The organism is Actinomyces sp. oral taxon 180 str. F0310 (assembly GCF_000185285.1).
GTDB lineage: Bacteria > Actinomycetota > Actinomycetes > Actinomycetales > Actinomycetaceae > Pauljensenia.
Genome location: NZ_GL622194.1, coordinates 1,348,741 through 1,370,114 on the forward strand (window position 1 = coordinate 1,348,741; position 21,374 = coordinate 1,370,114).

Below are 21,374 nucleotides of genomic sequence, written 5' to 3' on the forward strand. Positions count from 1 at the left end.
GCGACGCGACACACGAGAAGACATCTTCAACTCCTACTTTCAGACTGGTCAATCATACGAAAGATACGGCCCTTCGTCTCGCATCTTCACTTGTGAATTTTCACCGGGTGATCACGCCTCGGCGGCTCGCCCCGCTCCTGCCATCATAATCCGCATTCTCGCGCGGCAACGCGCGCGTGAGACGAGCCTCCCACCATGCGAGGTCCTCGGGAGTATCGACGTCCCGGCAGGCCAGAGCATCGACCTCCACCCGCTCCAACGCCAGAGACCTCAGTGCCCGCCGCACGCCCACGCCCCGGACCGAGCCGTAGGCGGCCGCGGCCTCGTCGATGGCGCGGCGCAGGGAGGCGGCCCGGTAGACGCCCATCAGGTACTGGTCGAAGGGCTCGGGCTCACCGCCCCGAAGGATGCGCCCATCCGCCGCCTCGCCCAGGGGCTCGGCCAGCAGGAGCGGCACGAACTCGCCCACGCCCGGCGCATCGACCGACACCACGACGGCGAGTCCGCCCTCGCCGAGGTTAAGCGCCGACAGTCCGGCGTCGATCCCCGCCAGAGGCCCGCCGCCCGGCGGATCCTCAAGCGTTCGCGCGACCCCATCCGGGACGCGCACCGCGGGCGGCACGACCGCCACGCACCCAGCGCCGCACGCCCCCGTCAACGCCGCGCACACGCGATCGATGAGGCGCACCCCCCCGAGGACAAGATCCGGCTTCGAGACTCCCCCCAGCCTCTGCCCTCCCCCGCCGCCCACGACGATCGCGGCCACATCCGGGCGCGCCCCACGGCCCGCCGCGCTCAACCCCGCCACGCCTACTCCCACGGGGCGAAGGTCAACACGTCCGCGCGCTGCGTGGCGGCGTCCACCATCAGGACCCGGCCGATCAGGGGCTCGCCGAAGCCCGCCAGCACCTTGATGGCCTCCGTCGCCATCGCCGTGCCCGCCTGCCCCACGACCGGCCCCAGCACGCCCACCTCGGGCGAGGAGGGCGTCGTTCCGGGCGCCGGCTGCACCGGGTGCAGGCTCCGCAGCGTCAGGCGCGGCACGGGGGCGGGGGCGTGGGACCAGAAGACACTCACCTGCAGCTGCATCGACACGACCGTCCCCCACACGAGGGGAACCCCGGACTGCGCGCAATAGTCGGCCACGAGATACTTCGCGTCGAAGCTATCCGTACACTCGACGATCAGGTCCCATTCGCGCCCGTGCTCCTCCAACCACTCCCGGGTCACGTGCCCGAAACGCTCGAAACGCACCGACGAGTTGAGCGCGCTCAGGTGGCGGACAGCCGAATCCGGCTTCGCCACCCCCACGTCCGCCTCGCCGTGCAACAGCTGACGCTGCAGGTTCGACACCTCCACCACGTCGGAATCGCAGATGCCGATCGTTCCAACGCCCGCCGCAGTCAGGTACAGGAGAACCGGAGAGCCGAGGCCCCCGGCGCCCACCACGAGCACGCGCGCGGCCGCGAGGCGGGCCTGCCCAGCCTCGCCCAGGCCCGACACCAGCCAATTGCGGCGATAGCGCTCCAGCGCGGGATCCCCGGCCTCGAATGGCACGGGCTGGGTGAGCAGGGGCAGCGCAACGGCGCGCCCCCGCACCGCGCCGTCACGCGAATAGGGGTCGCCGATCGTCATCTCACAGCCCCGACCAGCTGTGCGAGCCGTCCGTCAGCTCCTGCTTCTTCCACACCGGAAGCTTCGCCTTCACGTCCTCGACGATCGCCTCAACCGCGCGGAACGCCTGGGCGCGGTGCTCCGCGGCCACGGCAACGACCATCGCGTCCTCGCCGATCCCCAGATGGCCCACGCGGTGCCAGGCGACGATGCGATGCACGCCGGGGCGGTCGCTCTTCTCCGAGACGATCTCCCGCAGAATCTGACGAGCCGACGGGTGGCACGAATACTCGATGGCCTCCACGGCCTCTCCCCCGTCGTGGTTGCGCACCACACCGATGAAGGAGGCGACCGCACCGCACGTGCCCAGGCGAGCGCTATCGATCAGCGCGCCGGAGTCCAGGGGGTCGTCGGTGATGCCGGTTGCAATCTGAGCTGACATGGGATCCTCCAAGGACGGGCGAGGCTTTCCCTCATCCTACGATGAAGCGGCCAAGAGTTTCACGAAACCCCGACCAACGAGCGCAAACTGACTACAAGCTCTCACCCGCCCGCAAACGGGGGCAACACGTCGACGCGCGCCCCCGGGACCAGCTCGGTCTCCGGGCCCGCCGAACGTTCATTGACGAGGAAGCTCGACACGTCCAGGATCCGGGCCAGCGCCGGATTGTCGTCCCCGAGCTGCGCGATCAGCTCGCCGAGCGTGCCCGGCGTCTGAGCCGACGGGATCTCGCGCACGTAGCCGCCCGCCGCCTCGGCCGCCCCACCGAAGAAGTGCAGAGTCGTCGACAGCGGCTTCGGATGAGCCTCCTGAAGGGGGCGGATGAACACCGTCAGACGCAGCGGCTCCACGGGGTCGGCCTCCAGCGACCACGAGGCCAATCCCGTCGCCGTCCGCTCAAACACCCGCTCGACGATGCCCCGGCGCAGCTCCAGCGCCAGGTCGTCGGGCGCGCCCGGCTCGGTGAAGGGGCAGGCCGTCAGCACGACCGCCAGGGGATCGCTCTCGTGCGGGACCGAGGCAAAACCCATCGCGTTCATGAACAGGCGCACCTTGCCCAGGTGCCCCGCGATGTTGAAGGAGTCGCGCACGCCGCGCCGCGACACCGCGTGATGATGATCGGGGACCGCCATGGCCTCCAGGGCCGCATCCGCCCACCGCGACCCGATCTCGCGCACCGACGCCGCCGGGTCCGACGCGTCCACCCGCAGCCACGCGAGCAGCGAAGACGTGAGCTGGTGAAGCATCTGGGCGGCGAAAGAGGGGTCCGCCGGGGTCGTCGTCGAGTAGCCGAGGGCGGGGCGGCCTCGCCCCGACGAGGGCAGCTGCTGCTTGTCTACCAGCCCGAGGCCGTAGAGCCCCTCGAGGGTCTCTCGCACGCTGGAGACGTGCAGGCCGGCCTCCTGGGCCAGCTCGGCCACGGTCACCGGGGCGGTGTGGTAGGAAATACGCTCGAGCAGGGCGTGCTGTGCCGGGGTCAGGGTAGCCATCGCGGCGAGTGTTTCGGCCAGCGGCCGAGAACGGGAGGCGTCACTCATCGCCTCTCCTCTCTTCTCCCTCATAATCGCCGGTAACGCGCCTGACGGCATCGTCCCACACGACTGTAGCGGTATTACGTTACTGACAAATCGCGCTTTTATTCTAGGCCGGACGGGCGGCTTTTCGCACGGCCAAAACCAGAAGGAAACACCATTACGCGGGTCGCGCCACCACGCGCGCGCAGGTCAGGATGCGCGTCTGGAAAAAATGCGGGGGCGAGCATGCGCCCGCCCCCGCCACGCGGCATCTCGGTCGGCGCCTCGCGGGCCGAGGCCACCGGCCACCGATCAGTCCGACATGCCTCCGCGCGTCAGCTCATGCTCGCGGCGGGAGTCGCGCGACCGGTAGATCACCGGGGGTCGCGCGACGTAGCCGACGGGGGCGCTCACCACGTGCACGAGGCGGGTGAAGGGCCACACGCAGAAGAGCAGGAGGCCCGCCACGATGTGCAGCTTGAAGGTCAGCGGCACGTCCGCCATCAGGTGAGCCTGCGGGTGCAGGTAGAAGATCGAGCGGAACCACACCGAGATCGTCTCGCGATAGTCGTAGCCCTCGTGCCCGCCGAGCACCTGGTTCACGATCGTCGCCGCCGCGCCCAGGCCAACCGGGATCGAGAGCATGACGTAGGTGACCACGTCCATGCGCGTGGTCGCCACGCGCACCGACTTGACCACCACGCGGCGGTAGATCAGCAGAACCAGGCCGATGATCGTCACGAGCCCCGCGATCGTGCCGGGAATCGTCGCCACCAGGTGGTAGGTGTGCTGGGAGACCCCCGCCGCCTCGGTCCACGTCTTGGGGATCACCAGGCCCAGCAGGTGGCCCAGGAAGACGAAGAGGACGCCGAAGTGGAACATCGGCGAGGCCCAGCGCAAGATGGTCGGCTCATTCCACTGCGAGGAACGAGAGGTCCACCCGTACTGGTCGGTCTTGTAGCGCCACGCGAGACCCACGATGAGGATCACGAAGGCCACGTAGGGCAGGACCACCCACAGGGCGATATCGAGGAAGGACAGCGCCTGCGTCTGCGAAGCAGAGGCGCGCAACAGTGCGGATTCCATGAACGTTACCGTCCCATCGTTGTATCGGAAGTCGGGAATGGCGTGGCGGCCAGGTCACCCACGCCCACCAGCTCGGTGGGCGGCCCCTGGCTGATGAGCCGCCGGAAGCCCCGGATCGTCTCTTCATCCGGCTCCGGCAGCGTCGCCACCAGCGCCTCCAACAGCGGGGCGTACGGGGAGTGGGCGGCGCGCAGCGCCGTGCGAATCACCTCGATGCCCTCGCGGTTCGAGCGCAGCAGCGCCTCCGCCGTCCCCGTCTCGTCGAAAGCGGCGAACTCCAAGACCACGGGAAGGTGATCGGGCAGCTCCTCGCGCTCCATCTCGAAGCCTGCGCGGCGCAGCACCTCCTTGAAGGCCAGGATCGCCTGCCCGCGCCCGCGGGTGTCGCCGTGCGTGTAGTAGGTCAGGCCCAGCGCGCACCGGCGCCGCTGGTCGAAGGTCTCCACGTACGTGGTCTGCATGGCGCGCAGGCCCGCGCCGCGGGCGTGGGCCACGAACGAGGCCAGGGCCGACGAGGCAGGCTCCGGCAGGTCCGCCAGCGCCTCCTCGACGGCGTTCAGCTTGGCCTCGAAGTCGTCCCCCGGGTAGTCCAGGAGCACCGAGACCGCCATGCGCACGGCGCGCGCGTCCCGCGGGTCCATCTCCTCGCTCGGAGCGGCCGTGGGAATGCGCGGGATGCCGACGAAGGTGCTCATCGAACGACCTCAAGGGGAAGCATGACGCGTCCCTCCGGCGAGGAACCACCCATCGGGCGGTTCGACGTGGCGGGCGCCATGCCGTGGAATGCCTCGACGTCGTAGGACACCGGGCAGCCCTCGAGATCCTTGATGCCGCGCGGCATCTCGGGGTGGGCTGTCGGAATGACGAAGCGGTCGTCGTACTTGGCGATCGACAACAGCCGGTACATCTCCTTGACCTTCTCCGGGCTCATGCCCACGGAGGCCGGGATCTCCTCGTTCGTCGGGTTGTCGACGAAGACGTCGCGCATGTAGGAACGCATCGCGGCAAGGCGACGCAGCGCCAGCTCCACGGGTGCCGTGTCTCCGGCCGTGAACAGGCCAGCCAAGTACTCCAACGGGATGCGCATCTGCGAGATGGCGGAGAGCAGGACCCTGTGGTCCTCGCCGTCACTACCGGACGCGGTCACCTGGTCGACGACCGGCGAGAGCGGCGGCACATACCAGACCATCGGCAGCGTGCGGAACTCGGGGTGCAACGGCAGGGCGACCTCGTACTCGGTGATGAGCTTCCAGATCGGCGACTGCTGCGCGGCCGTGATCCACGAGTGAGGAACGCCGTTGGCCTGAGCCTGGGCCACCACCTGCGGGTCGAACGGATCCAGCAGGATCTCGCGCTGGGCGCGGTACAGGTCACGCTCGTCCTCCTGGGAGGCCGCCCAGGTGACCCGGTCCGCGTCGTAGAGCAGCACGCCCATGTAGCGCAGGCGCCCCACGCAGGTCTCCGAGCAGATGGTCGGCTGGCCGACCTCGAGGCGCGGGTAGCACAGCGTACACTTCTCGGCCTTGCCCGTCTTGTGGTTGAAGTAGACCTTCTTGTACGGGCACGCTGAGACGCACATGCGCCAGCCTCGGCACTGGTCCTGGTCGACCAGGACGATCCCGTCCTCGGTGCGCTTGTACATCGCGCCCGACGGGCACGCGGACACGCAGGTCGGGTTCAGGCAGTGCTCGCAGATGCGAGGCAGGTAGAACATGTACGCGTCCTCGATGGTCTTGGCGACCTCGAGGTTCATCTGATGCAGGACCGGATCCTGATCCAGGGTCTCCATCGAACCACCGAGGTCATCGTCCCAGTTCGGACCCCACTCGGGCTTGTCGATGTGTTCACCCGTGATCTTGGACTTCGCGCGGGCCGTCGGGATCGCACGGGAGTTCGCGGGCGCCTGGAGCAGCTTGTCGTACTCGTACGTCCACGGCTCGTAGTAGTCCTTCATCGTCGGCTGCGTCGGGTTCGCGAAGATCTTCGCGAGCGACGCCACGCGACCACCCTGACGGGGGACGAGGCGGCCCGTGGCGGTGCGCTTCCAGCCGCCCTTCCACTTCTTCTGGTCCTCCCAGCCGCGGGGGTAGCCCACGCCGGGACGGGTTTCGACGTTGTTGAACCAGATGTACTCGGTGCCCTCGCGGTTCGTCCACACCTGCTTACAGGTCACCGAACAGGTGTGGCAGCCGATGCACTTGTCGAGGTTCATCACCATCGCGATCTGAGCCATGACCTTCATCAGAACTGCACCTCCTGGGAGCGACGGCGAATCACCGTGACCTCGTCGCGGTTATTGCCGGTGGGACCGTAGTAGTTGAACGCGTAGGCGAACTGCGCGTATCCGCCGGCCAGGTGGGTCGGCTTAATGAAGATTCGCGTCAGCGAGTTGTGCGTACCGCCGCGCTTGCCGGATTCCTCGTTCAGCGGGGTGTTGATCTGGCGATCCTGGGCGTGGTGCATGAACACCGTGCCCTCCGGGATACGGTGGGAGACAACGGCGCGAGCCGACACGGTTCCGTTACGGTTCTTCGCCTCGATCCACTCGTTGTCGCGCACGCCGATCTTCTCGGCGTCGGCCGGGCTCATCCACACCGTCTGGCCGCCGCGGCCCAGCGTCAGCATGTACGGGTTGTCGTAGTACTGGGAGTGGATGGCCCACTTGTTGTGGATCGTCAGGTAGCGCACCGCGACCTCGGCCTGACCCGGCTGGCCGGGACGATGGTCGCCCACCGGGCGCTCACCGTAGATGTGCGCCAGGTCGAGCGGGGGACGGAAGATCGGCAGGGCCTCGCCCATGTCCATCATCCAGTCGTGGTCGACGTAGAACTGCGGGCGGCCCGTGAGCGTGTGCCACGGCTTGCGGCATTCGACGTTCTGCACGAAGGCGCTGTAGCGGCGACCACCGTGCTCGGAGCCCGACCACTCGGGGCTCGTGATCACGCTGCGCGGCTGCAGGACCGTGTCCTGGTAGGTGATCTTCTTCTCCTCGTCGCCCTCAGCCAGGAACGCCATCTCGTTACCGACGCGCTTCTCCAGCGTGCGGAATCCCTGAACGGCCAGCGAGCCGTTCGTGGTGCCCGAGAAGCGCAGCGCCATGTTTGCCGCCTTGATCGCCGTGTCGCACAGGGGCGCACCCTCTCCGGCGTTGCCGTCCATGGGGGCACGTCCGTTGAGGTCGCCGAGCTGGTCGAGCGCCTCCTGCACGTTGTACGCGACGCCCTTGGCGGCCAGACCGGCCTTCGCCAGGAGCGGGCCCATGCGGTCAAACTTGTACCCGACCTGCGTGTAGTCGCGCTCGATCGGAACCAGCTTCGGCATGGTCTTGCCGGGCGTCCACGTCTGCTCGGGAACAACACCATCCGCCATGGTCATGGCGTCCGGCGAATCGTGACCCAGCGGAACCGCGACGACGTCCGTCTGCGTCCCCAGGTGGTCGCCGGCCAGGCGCCCCACGAGGTGCGCCAGCGTCTGGAACACCTCGAAGTCGGTGCGCGCCTCCCACGGCGGGTTCACGGCCTCGTCGAAGCAGTGCATGAAGGGGTGCATGTCCGTGGAGGACAGGTCGTGCTTCTCGTACCAGGTGGCCGCCGGAAGCACGACGTCGGAGTGCAGCGTCGTCGAGGTGTTCCGGAAGTCCGCGACCCACATGAGGTCGAGCTTGCCGGGGTGAGCCTCGCGCCAGTTGACGGACGCGGGACGGTTGCCCTCGTCCAATTCCTCGGCGTTGACCTCGTTACCGGTACCCAGCATGTGACGCAGGAAGAACTCGGTGCCCTTCGCGGACGAGCCGAGCAGGTTCGTCCGCCAGTTCGCGAGGATCTTCGGGACGTTGTGGTGGGCGTCCGGGTCCTCGATCGCGAAGTGCAGGCGACCCTCACGCAGCTCCTGGGACACGTACTGCGCGGGGGCCATGCCGGCCTCGGCGGCCTCGCGCCCCAGCTGGGTCGAACCCTTGGAGAACGTCGGGTAGCAAGGCATCCAGCCGCGCTGAACCGACTCGACCAGGGTGTCCACCAGCTGCTTACCGTCCAGGTGCGAGGACTTGATCGGGTTCGCCATGGCCGAGGCCGGGGCCCCGTCGTAGCGCCACTGGTCGGTGGTCATGTAGTACCAGCCGGTGGAGATCATCTGGCGCGGCGGGCGCGCCCAGTCCAGGGCGAAGGTGAAGGAACCCCAACCCATGATCGGACGGACCTTCTCCTGACCCACGTAGTGGGCCCAGCCGCCACCGTTGCGTCCCTGGGTGCCACACATTTCGGTCAGCGCCAGGAACGTACGGTACATCTCGTCGGAGTGGTAGTAGTGGTTCGTGCCGGCGCCCATGAGGATCATGGAACGACCCTGCGTCTCGACCGCGTTGGCGGCAAACTCGCGGCCGATCTTGATGGCGGCCCCGGCGGGTACCGACGTGAACTCCTCCTGCCACGCGGGGGTGCCCGGCGTGGAGGCGTCCATGTAGTCGGCGGGCCACTGACCCGGCAGGCCCTCGCGCTCAACCGCGTAGTGCGCCAGCAGGATGTCGTAGACGGTCGTCACGAGGCGGCCGTTCACGCGGCGCACGGGCACGCCACGCAGCACGTATCCGCCGCCGATGGAGGCCTGACCGGGGGCTGCGGGAAGATCGAAGCGCGGCAGGGCGATCTCGACGCCCTCCCACTCGTCCGTGTCCATGACGGACAGGACCGGCTCGACCCCGTCGAGGTTGAGGTTCCAGTGGCCCGCTCCCTCCTCGCCGAAGCGGTCCGCCAGCGTGCCGCCCGGGTCCTTGACCGTGCCGTCGGCCTCGATGACGAGGGGACGGAACTCGTTGTTCTCGGTGCGCTCGGTCGTGCCCTCGGGCATCTTGGCGGCCGTGAGGAACTTGCCGGGGACCAGCGTCGTCGGATCGATACCCTCGTGGGCACCCTCGCCGACCTCGCCAATCTCCACCAGGAAGGGAGAATCCGTGTAGCGCCTCATGTAATCCAGGAACATCGGCTCGCGCTTGCCGACGTGGAACTCCTTGAGGATGACGTGGCCCATCGCCTGGGCCAGGGCGCCGTCCGTACCCGGCTGGACGCGCAGCCAGTCGTCCGCGAACTTCGTGTTGTCCGCGAAGTCCGGGGACACGACGACGACCTTCTGACCGTGGTAGCGGGCCTCGGCCATGAAGTGCGCGTCGGGGGTACGGGTCAGCGGCAGGTTCGTGCCCCACATGATGAGGTACTGCGAGTTGAACCAGTCGCCGGCCTCGGGCACGTCCGTCTGGTCGCCGAACACCTGCGGGCTGGCCGGGGGCAGGTCCGCGTACCAGTCGTAGAAGGACAGCATGGTCGCGCCGATGAGCTCGTGGAAGCGCGCGCCCGCCCCGTAGGAGATCATCGACATGGCGGGGATGACCGAGAAGCCGGCGATGCGGTCCGGGCCGTACTGCTTGATCGTGTGGACGTAGGCCGAGGCGACAATCTCCATCGCCTCTTCCCAGGTCACGCGGACCATGCCGCCGCGACCACGCTGCGACTTGTAGGCGCGTGCCTTCTCCGGGTCCTCCACGACCGCGGCCCACGCGTCCACGGGATCCCCGAGGCGGTTCTTGGCCTCGCGGAACATGTCCAGCAGGACACCGCGCACGTAGGGGTACTTGATGCGGGTCGGCGAGTACTCGTACCACGAGAACGCGGCGCCGCGCGGGCAGCCGCGGGGCTCATACTCGGGCATGTCGGCGCCGGTGGACGGGTAGTCCGTCTGCTGGGTCTCCCAGGTGATGACCCCGTCCTTGACGTAGATCTTCCAGGAGCACGAACCGGTGCAGTTCACGCCGTGGGTGGAGCGCACGATCTTGTCGTAGCTCCAGCGCTCGCGGTAGAAGGAGTCGCCTTCGCGCCCGCCCTCAAGGAAGAGCTGGCGCGCGTCGGCGGAGGCCTTGCCGCGACGCAGCCACGAGCCGAGCGCAAACAGGGTCGCGCCGGTCGCGGGCTTGACCTCGCCGCCGTAGGTCGGGAAGGTCATGTCGGATTCGAGATTCGTCATGGGGTGCTCCTGAGAGTCGATTGACGAGGCAGTGACAGGTCCACTGCGCACCGCGCAGTGAGGAGTGGATCAGCCGGGGAACGGGGCGTTCTTGCGCGCGTACATCATCCAGCACAGGACCGAGCACAGGGAGCAGAAGATGGCGCAGCCCAGGAAGAAGGCCCATGCACCGCCGGTGCCGACCGCGGAGAGAGCGACGCCGACGAGGAAGGGGCCGAGGGACGCGATGGCGGAGGTGAAGCCAATGGCGCCGCCGGCCTGGCGGGCCGGCATGATCATCGGCATCTGCTTGAAGGTACCGGCGTTGCCGAAGCCGGAGAACAGGAACATCGCGAGCATGAGACCCAGGAAGATCCTGAAGTCCACCATGCCGGTGGGGTTGTACAGGACCCAGGCGATACCGGCCAGGGTGATAGCCATGCCGACGCCGGAGATGAAGGTCCAGATGGCGCCGCCCATGCGGTCACAGAAGACGCCCCAGGACATGCGGATGATCGATCCGATGAGGGGGCCGAGGAAGGCGTAGGTCGCGCCCAGGACCGGCAGGTCGAGGGAGGACTCGCGGCCGAACTGGTTGTTGATGAGCAGGCCGAAGACTGCGGAGAAGCCGGAGAACAGGCCGAAGGTCATGACGTAGAGGATGGTCATGTACCAGGTGTTGGGGTTGGAGAAGATGTCCAGCTGCTGCTTGATGTTGGCCTTGACGGGAACGTCGCGCAGCCAGATAAAGGCGAGGATCGCGGCGACGATGCACCACGGGATGAAGAAGGCTGCGGCGTTGTAGACCCAGATGTGCTCACCGGCATGGTCGCCAGTGGCCTGCGTCTGCGGGGCCAGCCAGGTAATGCCGAAGAGGCCGAAGCCCATGAGGATGGGGCCGACCAGCTGGATGACGGACAAGCCGAGGTTGCCGATGCCGCCCTGCAGACCGAGGGCCGTGCCGGAGAGGCGCTTGGGGAAGAAGTAGCCGGTGGAGGGCATGTAGCCGGAGAACGCGCCGCCACCGATGCCACACATGAAGGCCAGGGTCAGCAGGACCCAGTAGGGGGTCGTGTTGTCCTGGACCGCGTAGAACCAGCCCGCCATGGGCAGGATGCACAGCAGGGAGGTGATGCCCACGAGCTTGCGCGTGCCGATCAGCGGGGGAAGGAACATGTAGATGAGGCGCAGGATGCCGGCGGCCAGGCCGGGCAGAGCGGTGAGCCAGTAGAGCTGGGACTTATCCAGGTTGAAGCCAAGAAGCGTCAGCTTGGGCGCGATCGCGCTGGGCAGGAACCAGACGCAGAACGCCAGGATCAGCGAGTAGGTCGTGATCCACAGCGTGCGCCACGCGAGCTTCGAGTCCCACGTGGACTCGTCGTTGGGGTTCCAGTCAGTGAGCAAGTAGCGGCTCTTCTTGGCCGCGGGTTCGGTCGCGCTCATGGCTCTCCTCGTCTGTCAAGGGGCGTCCGATTTCATATGACGGACACTCATTAACACGGAGAGTACCAAGGGAAATACCATTCCCCCCGCGATCACATTGGGACGTACGTCACCCTTGAAACGTAGCCGAAAACTCCTCCGCCCAGTAACCATCCGATCGTTGAAATACCGGCAATCGGACGCCGTTACATCACACCGGCGTTACGGAATTAGGGCGGGTCTATCCCCCGATACGGCTCATGGTGCGCGAGGGGTGCGCGAATGCATCGACATTCAGGCCGTGCGCGGCCGGTTTCGCCCACATCGCATCCGCCCAGCGCTGGGCGATCTGGCGGTCCGTTCCGCCCTCACGCAGCAGGTCCCTCAGCGAGGTTTCCTCGGTGGAGAACAGGCAGGATCGCACCATCCCATCGGAGGTGAGGCGGGTGCGATCGCACGCCCCGCAGAAGGGCGCGGAGACGGATGCGATGACGCCCAGCCTCTTACTCGGGTCGCCATCGACAATCCAGCGCCCCGCCGGGGAATGCGGGTCCTCGCGAGGCGCGGGAGTCAGGGTGTGGCGAGTGCTCATGATGTGCAGGATCTCGTCGGCGGTGAGGATACTGCGTCGATCCCAGGTGTTTGCGGGACCAATCGGCATCTGCTCGATGACGCGCAGCTCGATGCCTCGGTCCAGGCAGTAGTCGACCAGGTCCGGCAGGTCGGCCTCGTTCATGCCGCGCAGCACCAGCGTGTTGACCTTGATGGGGCTCAGCCCCACCCTCGCCGCCGCCTCGATCCCCTCGAGCACATCCCCCAGGCGATCCCGGCGGGTGATGGCCGCGAAGTGCTCGGCATCCAGCGAATCAAGCGAAATATTCACGCGCTTCAGGCCCGCGTCCTTGAGCCCCCGGGCCCGCTTGGCCAGACCGAGCGCGTTCGTCGTGAGGGCCAGGTCGGGCACGTCCCCGCGGTCGGTGCGCAGCTGGGAGCACTGTGCGATGATCCCCTCCAGGCCTCGTCGCAGGAGCGGCTCACCGCCGGTGAAGCGGACCTGGCGGATCCCGAGCTCCTCGACGCCGATGCGCACCAGCCGCACCACCTCGTCGTCCGTCAGCGTGTCCTCGGTGGGCAGCCAGTCGAGCCCCTCGGGCGGCATGCAGTACGAGCAGCGCAGGTTACAGCGGTCGGTCAGCGATACGCGCAGGTCGCGGGCGATGCGCCCGAAAGAGTCGACGAGACGCAGGGGCGCGTCCCGCATCGCGGGGGAAGCCGCGGCAGAGACGGAGGCGAACTCGACAGACATGGCGCAACCCTATCGCCATTTGTCCCGAGTCCGCCCCTCGAAAAAACAAGGAAGAACGGCGCGATGCTGCCGAGGCCTCGGCACTGAGAGAAAGGAAACAGTGGCCAGCAGTGACGAGCAGCTGGAGTCGAACGCTACCGTTGCCCTACGAGCAATTCACCAATCACGAGGAGAAACATGCGCGCCGGCGGCATGCAGGCCGAGGACGCTCGCACGCCCCTCGCGGACGGCACCCTGGTGAAGACCCCCTCAGCCCCCATGCCACCGCGACGGTCCCAGCCCCGCCTGCGCGGGGGTCCCAGCCCCGCCGACACGTGCCGCGTCGCGCCGCAATCCGGGCAGTCCCGCCTGCGCGGCGGTCCCGTCAGTCGCCCGGGAGGGGGTTTTTCTACATCTTGCTCCCACACCCCCGCGAGTACCGGCGTGTCGACGCAAAGATGTAGAAATTCCCCCTCTCTCTCGCCCGTCGCCACCGTCACCGCCAATCCCAGCCATAACCTCGTTCGACGCCATCGCAACAAAAACACGCATACTCGCACGCTAGAAAGTCAGACCAATTCATCGCATATAAACAAGAACGAAACGATATCGAACGCGCTAAAATCAATCCATGGATCCCAACCACGGGGGCATTGAGGCCCCCTTCATCCTTGGAATCGTTGAGCGTGCAATTCTTCGAGTCCCGCGCTCCAGCCACCACGGCCTCACGAAGGTGCCGACTGCGACGCGGATCGCGGGCAGGACGTACCTTGACCTGGCGCGTCTGGAGAACATAGACGCCAGGCAGCTGCCGGAGGTCGTGCTCGCCGCACGGCTGTGTCACCTCGCGCACACGCACCGGGCCATGGTGATCATCGGCCAATGCGCGCTCTGGGCGCACGGCGACCCGAGCGACCCACCACTGCCTCCCATCACCGTCGCGTCATCATCGCCATCCGCCCCCATCAGGCTGCCCGCCGTCACGGTCGGCACCCACAGGTTCCCGTCGGTCACCATCAAGCCTCGCCACGTCTGCCGCCTTCCGAGCGCAGAAAACGTCGGCGACCTCTTTCTCGAAACTCCGCAGAGCGCTCAAGTCACGATTGCCCGCACGTCACCCAACCCGCGCTCCGCATTTGTTCAGCTCTGCATGATCGGCCACGAATTCACCCACTTCGACAACTTCCACCTCACGAACTCCCGACTGAACGAAAAGTACTGGAAGACGCTGCTGCGCGCGCAGCTCGCCGGTCTCGGAAAGAGCGCTCGCGGGCGCGCGCAAGCTCGCTGGATGATCACCCACGCCGACGCTGGGTGCGCCTCCCCCGGAGAGGCTCGCGTGCTTTACGAGTTGCGCGCCGCGGGACTCACGGGGATCCGCACACAGGTCGAGGTGCACACGCGCGGGCGCCGCTACTTCATCGATTGCGCGTTCCCCGCCGAAAAAGTCGGCATCGAGTTCGACGGTCGCGCCAAGTATGGCGACGACGCCCGCAGCATCCACTCCTCGCTTGCCCGCGAGCGCGAGAGGCAACGACGCCTCGAAGCTGAGGGCTGGCATATCATCCGAGTCGGTTGGCACGACCTTGACCACCCGGGGGAGCTGATCGCTCAGATTCGCGCCGCGCTCGCCGCGCGCGTGGGGTGAGAACGCGTGCGCCGACGCGACGACGCTGCCTGACGCCGCGCTCGCCGCGCGCGTGGGGTGAGAACGGCTCCGGCCACTCAACGAGGCGGGGGGTTTTGCGACATTTATGGCCTCGCCGCGGCGTGTCGCCGGCGTGTCGTGCCTGTAGTGTAGAAATTCCCCCGTGGCCGAGCGTCGCCGCACGCCGGACTGTGGCCACGGCAGCTTAGGCATTCCCCCGTGGCCTCGCCGCAGCGGGAACCACCGTATCGCGCGTCCGGCGTCGACATTGCCCCCCACCGATCAGCCAGCCCACCCGAGCAAGCCACAACCACGCGGCGCCGCTGCCACCTCGTGATGCCCGCTCCACCGCCACCTCGTTCCCCTCGTGATGCCCGCGCGCACGTCTCTCGCACCCGACCTACCCCTACACTGGTTCCATGCATGACCCCGCTTTGTCAACCGCCCAGCACCGCGAGCTGATCGAGGCCCTCGCGCTCAGCCATATCCTGGCCCCCGAGGTGCTGCCCGCCGATCAGTGCCTGGGGCGTCGCCTGGCGCTCGATCTTGCCGCCCTGGCATCCCTTCCTCCCTTCACGAACTCGGCGATGGATGGTTTCGCCGTGCGCCGGGACGACCTGCGGGGCGAGGGGCCGTGGACGCTGCCCGTCGCTGGCGACATTCCGGCGGGCGACACGCGGGACAACCACCTGGAGGCGGGAAGCGCGTGGCGCATCATGACGGGGGCGCCGATCCCAGCGGGTGCGGACACCGTCGTCAAGGTCGAGCACACGGATCACGCGGCGGGCGTCGCCCAGGCTCCAAACACCGTGGAAATCCGCATCGCCCCGGCGCTCGGCGCGAATGTGCGCGTCGCCGGCGAGGCACTCGCCGAGGGGGCGCCCATCCTGGCGGCTGGCCAGCTCCTCGACGGGACTGCGCTGGCGGCCGCGATCTCGGTGGGGCACGGCAGCCTGCCCGTACTTCCTCGCCCTCGCGTCCTCGTCGTCACGACGGGCACGGAGCTCAGGGCAGCGGGAGAGGAACTCCAGCGCGGGCAGATCCCCGACTCCAACGGCATTCTCCTGCGCGGCCTCGTCGAGGAGGCCGGGGGACGGGTGGTGGCACACCTGCGCACCGGAGACACCCCCAGCGAGCTGCGCCGGGCGCTGGACGAGGCCCCCGAGGCGGACCTCGTCCTGACCGCCGGCGGCATCTCGGCTGGCGCCTACGAGGTGGTACGCCTGACGCTCGGGAGGGACGCGGGATTCCATCACGTCTCGCAGCAGCCGGGCGGGCCGCAGGGCGTGGGCTCCACGGCGGTCGGGGCGAGCGGCGCGGACACCCCCGCCATCTGCCTGCCGGGCAACCCGGTGTCCGTGTTCACCACCTTCCACATGTACGTCGCGGGCGTGCTCGCGGTGATGTCCGGCCTGGTCGCGCCCGAGCACGGTGCGACGACGCCCAGCGCGATCACGGCGCGCGCCCGCGTGGGATGGGACTCGCCGCGTGGCAAGACACAGTTCATTCCCCTGTGCTTCGTCGACGAGGCTGGCGAGAGGGCCGACGACGTCTTGTCGTATGATCGCCGCGGCGGCGAGGCCTGGGTCGCCCCCGTCCATCCCCTCGGGTCGAAGTCGCACCTCGTCGCGTCGCTGGCACGCGCGCGCGCCGTCGGCGTCGTACCTCCCGAGTGCGAGGCCGTCACGCCAGGCCAGGAGCTGGCGGTTGTCCCGCTGGTGGGCTGAGGCTCGCCCGCGCTCGGCACTCCGAGTCCCTACTGTCCGAGAGGAACACCCATGAGGTTCACGCACCTGAACGACGAGGGCTCCGCCTACATGGTGGACGTCACCGCTAAGACCCCGACCGTGCGGCAGGCCAGCGCCGTGTGCCGCGTTGACTGTTCCGAGGAGGTCATGCGGGCGCTGCGCGAGGGCACCGTGCCCAAGGGCGATGTCCTGGCCGTTGCTCGCGTGGCTGGCATCGCCGCCGCCAAGCGCGTTCCCGATCTGCTGCCCCTCGCCCACACGATCGGCGTCCACGGGTGCGAGGTGGACCTGTCTTTGCGAGAGGATCACGTGGCGATCCGCGCGACGGTTCGCACGGCCGACCGCACGGGTGTGGAGATGGAAGCGCTGACGTCGGTGACCGTGGCCGCCCTGGCCATCGTCGACATGGTCAAGGGTGTGGATCGCAGCGCCCGGATCCGGGACGCAAAGATCGTCGCCAAGTCGGGTGGCCGCAGCGGGGATTGGGTGCGCCCCGCGGACCCGGAGGACTGAGCAACCCCGGAGAGCTGAGCGCCCCCGGAGAGCTGAGCGCCCCCGGAGGACAAATGACACCGAAGCGAACGGCGGCCGACGAAACGCGCTGCGGGCGAGGCGCCGAGGCGCCGCCTCCCGGATGCCCCGCCTAGGCGCGCGGGTGGTCTCCGCCGCCGAGCTGGTCGAGAACGTGGGAGATGAGCGGGCCCACGACGGCGACAGCGTCGGCGACGCCGCCGCGAGATCCGGGGGCGTTGACAACGAGTGCCCCCTCGCCGCTCCGTCGGGTGACGCCGACGAGGCCACGGGAGAGCACCGCCGAGGCCACCGAGTTTTCGCCGCGACGCCGCACCGCGTCGGCCATCCCGTCGATTCGCGTGGAGAGGAGAGGCTCGGTGGCCTCCGGGGTTACGTCCCGCGGGGACACCCCCGTGCCACCGGTCGTGAGGATGAAGCGCGCGCCGTCGGCCTCGGCGCCGCGGATAGCGCCGCGGATGGCGTCGATGTCGTCGGGAACCACCACGAGGGTCGCGTCGACGCCGTAGTCGGCGAGCAGGCGCACCGCGAGGGGGCCGGAGAGGTCCTCCGCCTCGCCCGCCGAGCAGCGATCGGAGACGGTGATGACGCGCGCGCGGGTCACGTCAGTGCCGCGCGCTTCCGCGCCGACGCGCCGACCGACGCACGCGAATACCGGAGGTAACCGGGTCGACGTCGTTAAACTGCCGGGGCGAGAGTTCGTAGTCGACGCGGTGAGCGGGTTCCGGCTCGAAGGCCTGCGGGAGCGGGCGGCGGCTCGCGTCCGTGACGCGCTGGGTGGCTCGCTGCGGGAACGCGGGAGGGGCGGGAATCGGTTCGAGGACCTCACCGACGCGCGGCTGGCTGGCCGCCGCGGGGCGTGTCGGCGCAGCGGGGCGCGCGGGTGCCGCAGTAGGCGCAGCGGCGGGCTGCGTGGGCGCAGCGGGCGCACGAGCGGGCTGGGCCGGCGTGTAGGCTCCGTCGGGCACCACCGCGGTGGGGCGAACGCGAACGGGACGGATCTGGGGAACCGACTTCGTGACGGGGCCGCGGGCGCCCTCGGGGGCGCTGGGGGAAGCGACGGGCGCTCCCCCTCGGACGGGCGGGCGCGAAGGCGGCAGCGGCGGGGCGTCCGGCGCATGCAGGATCGACGACGCCGCGGGGACGTCTGCCGGGTCGTCCGCGTTGCCGGAGACGCGCTCAGAGAAGGGACGGCCCGCTCGACGCGGCAGGGGCGAGGCCTCGGTACCGCGATGGCGAGACAGTCCCGCGGGAGGAGGCATCGGGACGGGCTGCCCCTGGGGGCGCGCGGCGGGCGCGACCGGCGCGGCGTGTGCCGCAGGGGCCACCGAGGGGACGACGGGCGCGGAAGAAGCGGGAGGAGCGACGAATGCCGCGGGAGCCGCCGGAGCGTCGGGGGTGATCAGCTGGGCCGGGACGCCCTCGCCGGAGGCGTGCGTGGCGGGGGCCTCGACCCGAGGCGTCGGCGCCTGCGCGGCAAGATCCTCGGGCTCGTGGACGGGGGCGGCCACGACGGGCATCTCACTGGCGGAGCGGCGGCCGATGAAGAAGGAACGCAGCTGCATGGCGGCCTCTTGGGCCAGGACACCACCGATGACCTCGGTGGGGTGCGGCATACGAGCGTCTCGCAGCACGTCGCGCAGGGAGCCCGCCGCGCCCGCCTTCGGATCCCACGCGCCGAAGACGACACGGTCGACGCGCGAGGCGAGGATTGCTCCCGCGCACATCGTGCAGGGCTCAAGGGTGACGACGAGCGTGCAGCCCGTCAGGCGCCACGTGCCGAGCGCGCATCCGGCCTCGCGCAGCGCGACGACCTCGGCGTGGCCGGTTGGGTCGTGATGACCCTCGCGACAGTTCCACCCTCGCCCGATGATGCGGCCACCGGCATCGACGACGACGGCTCCAACGGGGACGTCACCCGTTTCGCGCGCGCGATTGGCTAGGAACAGGGCCTTGCCCATGGCTTCGCGGTACTGTTCGTTAACTGTCACCCTCCTAGCTTACCGGCCCGAGCACCATTGGGGTAATTGAAGTCCGCGGGGCTGGTGAGGTTCATGTGACACAAGAGCTTGACACCCTCCCATTCCTCGGGAAAGTGGCGAGCTGGCAGCCTTTCCGCGCCGCCCCACCAGCACCAACCGCGCGGTCGGTACACCGGGGTGCGCGGCCCCGCGCGAACGCGGTAGCCTATAACCATGCGCCTCCACGTAGCTAACCACCCCCTGATCACTCACAAGCTCACCGTCCTGCGCGATCGCGAGACGCCGTCGGCGACCTTCCGTCAGCTGGTTGACGAGCTGGTCACCCTCCTCGCCTATGAGGCGACCCGCGAAGTCGCCGTCACCGAGACCGCGATCAACACCCCCGTCGCGCCGACGGTCGGCCTCAAGCTCTCCGAACCTCGTCCGATCGTCGTTCCCGTCCTGCGCGCCGGCCTGGGCATGCTTGAGGGCATGACCCGTCTCCTGCCCACCGCCGAGGTCGGCTTCCTGGGCATGCGCCGCGACGAGGACACCCTTGAGATCGAGACCTACGCCAACCGCCTGCCCGACGACCTGTCGGGACGCCAGTGCTTCGTGCTCGATCCCATGCTCGCGACCGGCCACACCATGGTCGCGGCCACCAACTACCTGTTCGAGCGCGGGGCCAAGGACGTGACCTGCGTGTGCATCCTCGCCGCCCCCGAGGGCGTGAGCACGCTTGAGTCCGCGATCGGCGACCGCGCCGACGTCAACGTCGTCGTCGCAGCCGTCGACGAGCGCCTGAACGAGAAGTCCTACATCGTGCCGGGCCTGGGCGACGCAGGCGACCGCCTCTACGGGATCGTCGACTGACGCTCCGGGAGGGGCCGGGGAGCCGCGCGAGAACGCGACGATGTGGGGAGGGATTCGTTCCCTCCCCACACTTTTCCCCTCCCAACTGGCCATTGGCCGCGCGTCCTCGCCCATCGGCGAGGCGTTTGCGCAGGTCCGGGAACACTGTGACCTTGCGCTCGTTGTAATGTAAGTCCCTCGAAATTAGCTGACCCTCACCTCATGCTTATCGCATGGCACTGATCCAGACCAATCCCAAGCGCCGCCGGTACGGCGTTGCAGCACTCGCAGGCGTCCTCGGTGGCATCGTCTCCGCCATCGTGAAGTTCGGGTGGGAGGTGCCTCTGCCCCCGCGCACCCCCGAGCGCAACGCGACCAACCCGCCGCAGGAGCTCCTCCAGCAGCTGGGCGTGCCCGAGAGCGTCACGCACCTGAGCTACTCCTTCAACGGCAACGAGGGCCTGCCGTGGGTGTCCTTCATCGTCCACTTCGCCTTCGCCATCGGCTTCGCCGTCATCTACTGCGTCCTGGCCGAGCGATTCCCCCAGATCAAGCTGTGGCAGGGCGCGGCCTTCGGCATCGTCGTCTACGTGGCCTTCCACGTGGTCCTCATGCCGCTGATGGGCACCGTCCCCGCCCCGTGGAATCAGCCCTTCGCGGAGCACTTCTCCGAGTTTTTCGGCCACATCATCTGGCTGTGGGTCATCGAGGTCTTCCGACGCGACATGCGCAACCGGATCACCCACGAGCCGGACGCCGAGTTCCCACTCGAGACTCGCACCAACTGAGCACCCTGCTGACGTATGTGCCCCGGAACCAGTCGGTTCCGGGGCACATACGTGTCGGCGTCTTCGGATCAGAAGGCCGGGATGACGGAGCCGTCGGACCAGGTCTCCTGGATGTACTTCTTGACCTGCTCGGAGTGGAGGATCTTCTCAAGCTTGGCGATGGCCTCGGACTTGTCGGTCCCGCTCTTCCACACGAGGACGTTCACGGCAGGGTTGCCCTCGGGCGACTCGACAACCAGGGCGTCGCTGGCGATGCTCTTGCCGCCCTCCTGGGCGAAGTTGCCGTTGATGACCGCGTAGTCGAAGTCGTCAAGGGAGCGCACCAGCTGCGGACCCTCCACCTCGCGGAAGTCAAAGTTCTTCAGCTTGGTGACGGTGTTGATGTTGACGTCACCGTCGCCCTCGGGGATGGAGACGAGGCCCTGCGTGGCCAGAAGCTCCAGGGCTCGCGCCTGGTTGGATGTGTCGGAGATGATGCCGATCGTGCCGCCGTCGGACAGCTCGTCCAGGGACTTGTGCTTGTTGGAGAACACGCCGAGGGGCTCCAGGTGGATGCCCTCGCCAGCCTCGAAGTCGTAGCCGAACTGTTTCTCCGCGTTCTCCAGGTAGGGGACTGTCTGATAGAAGTTGGCGTCGAGATCGCCGTCGTTGAGCGCCGTATTGGGCTGAACGTAGTCGGTGTACTCAACGATGTCGAGCTTGATTCCCTCGGCGGCAGCGAGGTTATCGTTGACGTAGGTGAGGATCTTCGCGTGGGGCGAGGGCGTGGCGCCCACCTTCAGCGTGACGACGCCGGAACCGTCGGGGGAGGTGGTGGTGGAGCCGCCCGAGCAGGCCGCCAGGCCCAGGGAGGCGACGGCCGCCAGGCCGAAGGCTGCGAGAGTGCGGTGACGCATGGTGCTTCTCTTTCTTGGTTCGTGATGGGATGGATGG

The 21,374-nt window shown here is 68.3% G+C and carries 18 protein-coding genes; 5 read left to right on the top strand and 13 right to left on the bottom strand.

From position 1 onward, the window contains the following. Positions 1 to 100 precede the first annotated feature (100 nt). From mobA to moaA, 10 genes are all read right to left on the bottom strand, one after another. On the bottom strand, positions 101 to 808 hold the full coding sequence (mobA, locus tag HMPREF9006_RS05700) for a molybdenum cofactor guanylyltransferase (protein ID WP_232209837.1): 708 nt from the start codon (positions 806 to 808) through the stop codon (positions 101 to 103). Between the two features lie 2 nt (positions 809 to 810). Then, positions 811 to 1,635: a HesA/MoeB/ThiF family protein gene (locus HMPREF9006_RS05705; RefSeq protein ID WP_009212619.1), complete on the bottom strand. Its 825-nt coding sequence runs from the start codon at positions 1,633 to 1,635 to the stop codon at positions 811 to 813. 1 nt (position 1,636) lies between these two features. After that, on the bottom strand, positions 1,637 to 2,056 hold the full coding sequence (locus HMPREF9006_RS05710; protein ID WP_009212620.1) for a molybdenum cofactor biosynthesis protein MoaE: 420 nt from the start codon (positions 2,054 to 2,056) through the stop codon (positions 1,637 to 1,639). A gap of 101 nt (positions 2,057 to 2,157) precedes the next feature. After that, the gene (locus HMPREF9006_RS05715) at positions 2,158 to 3,153 is read right to left on the bottom strand and encodes a MoaD/ThiS family protein (protein WP_034231215.1); all 996 of its coding nucleotides are present in this window, start codon (positions 3,151 to 3,153) and stop codon (positions 2,158 to 2,160) included. A 288-nt stretch (positions 3,154 to 3,441) separates the two neighbouring features. Further along, positions 3,442 to 4,215, bottom strand: coding sequence for a respiratory nitrate reductase subunit gamma (gene narI, locus HMPREF9006_RS05720; protein WP_009212622.1), 774 nt, complete (start codon positions 4,213 to 4,215; stop codon positions 3,442 to 3,444). Between the two features lie 5 nt (positions 4,216 to 4,220). After that, positions 4,221 to 4,910, bottom strand: coding sequence for a nitrate reductase molybdenum cofactor assembly chaperone (gene narJ, locus HMPREF9006_RS05725; RefSeq protein ID WP_009212623.1), 690 nt, complete (start codon positions 4,908 to 4,910; stop codon positions 4,221 to 4,223). Continuing rightward, a complete protein-coding gene (gene narH, locus HMPREF9006_RS05730; RefSeq protein ID WP_009212624.1) occupies positions 4,907 to 6,457 on the bottom strand; it encodes a nitrate reductase subunit beta in 1,551 nt (516 codons plus the stop codon). The genes narJ and narH overlap by 4 nt, the downstream gene beginning before the upstream one ends. Beyond that, positions 6,457 to 10,227 carry a nitrate reductase subunit alpha gene (locus HMPREF9006_RS05735; RefSeq protein WP_009212625.1) on the bottom strand — a complete coding sequence of 1,257 codons (3,771 nt, stop codon included), beginning with the start codon at positions 10,225 to 10,227 and terminating at the stop codon, positions 6,457 to 6,459. Before HMPREF9006_RS05735 ends, narH begins: the two co-directional genes overlap by 1 nt. A gap of 69 nt (positions 10,228 to 10,296) precedes the next feature. Then, entirely contained in the window at positions 10,297 to 11,649 is a 1,353-nt protein-coding gene (locus tag HMPREF9006_RS05740; protein ID WP_009212626.1) for an MFS transporter, read from the bottom strand. 220 nt (positions 11,650 to 11,869) lie between these two features. Continuing rightward, positions 11,870 to 12,934 carry a GTP 3',8-cyclase MoaA gene (gene moaA / locus HMPREF9006_RS05745; RefSeq protein ID WP_009212627.1) on the bottom strand — a complete coding sequence of 355 codons (1,065 nt, stop codon included), beginning with the start codon at positions 12,932 to 12,934 and terminating at the stop codon, positions 11,870 to 11,872. Positions 12,935 to 13,544: 610 nt separating this feature from the next. Between moaA and HMPREF9006_RS05750 the strand changes: the two genes are divergently transcribed. The 3 genes from HMPREF9006_RS05750 to moaC all read left to right on the top strand — a co-directional run bounded on the left by HMPREF9006_RS05750 (position 13,545) and on the right by moaC (position 16,822). After that, entirely contained in the window at positions 13,545 to 14,561 is a 1,017-nt protein-coding gene (locus HMPREF9006_RS05750; protein ID WP_009212628.1) for an endonuclease domain-containing protein, read from the top strand. A gap of 419 nt (positions 14,562 to 14,980) precedes the next feature. Beyond that, positions 14,981 to 16,288: a molybdopterin molybdotransferase MoeA gene (locus tag HMPREF9006_RS05755; RefSeq protein ID WP_009212629.1), complete on the top strand. Its 1,308-nt coding sequence runs from the start codon at positions 14,981 to 14,983 to the stop codon at positions 16,286 to 16,288. 51 nt (positions 16,289 to 16,339) lie between these two features. Continuing rightward, on the top strand, positions 16,340 to 16,822 hold the full coding sequence (moaC, locus tag HMPREF9006_RS05760) for a cyclic pyranopterin monophosphate synthase MoaC (protein ID WP_009212630.1): 483 nt from the start codon (positions 16,340 to 16,342) through the stop codon (positions 16,820 to 16,822). A 130-nt stretch (positions 16,823 to 16,952) separates the two neighbouring features. Here moaC and HMPREF9006_RS05765 read toward each other — a convergent pair whose 3' ends face one another. Together HMPREF9006_RS05765 and tadA are read right to left on the bottom strand one after the other, a co-directional pair. Beyond that, on the bottom strand, positions 16,953 to 17,444 hold the full coding sequence (locus tag HMPREF9006_RS05765) for a MogA/MoaB family molybdenum cofactor biosynthesis protein (RefSeq protein WP_009212631.1): 492 nt from the start codon (positions 17,442 to 17,444) through the stop codon (positions 16,953 to 16,955). Position 17,445: 1 nt separating this feature from the next. After that, a complete protein-coding gene (gene tadA, locus HMPREF9006_RS05770) occupies positions 17,446 to 18,831 on the bottom strand; it encodes a tRNA adenosine(34) deaminase TadA (RefSeq protein ID WP_198002543.1) in 1,386 nt (461 codons plus the stop codon). A gap of 204 nt (positions 18,832 to 19,035) precedes the next feature. Between tadA and upp the strand changes: the two genes are divergently transcribed. Together upp and HMPREF9006_RS05780 are read left to right on the top strand one after the other, a co-directional pair. Next, positions 19,036 to 19,674, top strand: a complete 639-nt coding sequence (gene upp / locus HMPREF9006_RS05775; protein WP_009212633.1) for a uracil phosphoribosyltransferase — start codon at positions 19,036 to 19,038, stop codon at positions 19,672 to 19,674. 212 nt (positions 19,675 to 19,886) lie between these two features. Then, positions 19,887 to 20,441, top strand: a complete 555-nt coding sequence (locus HMPREF9006_RS05780) for a YagU family protein (RefSeq protein WP_009212634.1) — start codon at positions 19,887 to 19,889, stop codon at positions 20,439 to 20,441. A 68-nt stretch (positions 20,442 to 20,509) separates the two neighbouring features. Here HMPREF9006_RS05780 and HMPREF9006_RS05785 read toward each other — a convergent pair whose 3' ends face one another. Next, entirely contained in the window at positions 20,510 to 21,337 is an 828-nt protein-coding gene (locus tag HMPREF9006_RS05785) for a MetQ/NlpA family ABC transporter substrate-binding protein (RefSeq protein WP_009212635.1), read from the bottom strand. Between the last annotated feature and the right edge of the window lie 37 nt (positions 21,338 to 21,374).

Excerpts from the sequence above, each read along its gene's own strand:
- HMPREF9006_RS05705 (WP_009212619.1), bottom strand. The coding sequence starts at position 1,635 with ATGACGATCGGCGACCCCTATTCGCGTGACGGCGCGGTGCGGGGGCGC.
- HMPREF9006_RS05710 (WP_009212620.1), bottom strand. The coding sequence starts at position 2,056 with ATGTCAGCTCAGATTGCAACCGGCATCACCGACGACCCCCTGGACTCC.
- HMPREF9006_RS05715 (WP_034231215.1), bottom strand. The coding sequence starts at position 3,153 with ATGAGTGACGCCTCCCGTTCTCGGCCGCTGGCCGAAACACTCGCCGCG.
- narI (WP_009212622.1), bottom strand. The coding sequence starts at position 4,215 with ATGGAATCCGCACTGTTGCGCGCCTCTGCTTCGCAGACGCAGGCGCTG.
- narJ (WP_009212623.1), bottom strand. The coding sequence starts at position 4,910 with ATGAGCACCTTCGTCGGCATCCCGCGCATTCCCACGGCCGCTCCGAGC.
- narH (WP_009212624.1), bottom strand. The coding sequence starts at position 6,457 with ATGAAGGTCATGGCTCAGATCGCGATGGTGATGAACCTCGACAAGTGC.
- HMPREF9006_RS05735 (WP_009212625.1), bottom strand. The coding sequence starts at position 10,227 with ATGACGAATCTCGAATCCGACATGACCTTCCCGACCTACGGCGGCGAG.
- HMPREF9006_RS05740 (WP_009212626.1), bottom strand. The coding sequence starts at position 11,649 with ATGAGCGCGACCGAACCCGCGGCCAAGAAGAGCCGCTACTTGCTCACT.
- moaA (WP_009212627.1), bottom strand. The coding sequence starts at position 12,934 with ATGTCTGTCGAGTTCGCCTCCGTCTCTGCCGCGGCTTCCCCCGCGATG.
- HMPREF9006_RS05750 (WP_009212628.1), top strand. The coding sequence starts at position 13,545 with ATGGATCCCAACCACGGGGGCATTGAGGCCCCCTTCATCCTTGGAATC.
- HMPREF9006_RS05755 (WP_009212629.1), top strand. The coding sequence starts at position 14,981 with ATGCATGACCCCGCTTTGTCAACCGCCCAGCACCGCGAGCTGATCGAG.
- moaC (WP_009212630.1), top strand. The coding sequence starts at position 16,340 with ATGAGGTTCACGCACCTGAACGACGAGGGCTCCGCCTACATGGTGGAC.
- upp (WP_009212633.1), top strand. The coding sequence starts at position 19,036 with ATGCGCCTCCACGTAGCTAACCACCCCCTGATCACTCACAAGCTCACC.
- HMPREF9006_RS05780 (WP_009212634.1), top strand. The coding sequence starts at position 19,887 with ATGGCACTGATCCAGACCAATCCCAAGCGCCGCCGGTACGGCGTTGCA.
- HMPREF9006_RS05785 (WP_009212635.1), bottom strand. The coding sequence starts at position 21,337 with ATGCGTCACCGCACTCTCGCAGCCTTCGGCCTGGCGGCCGTCGCCTCC.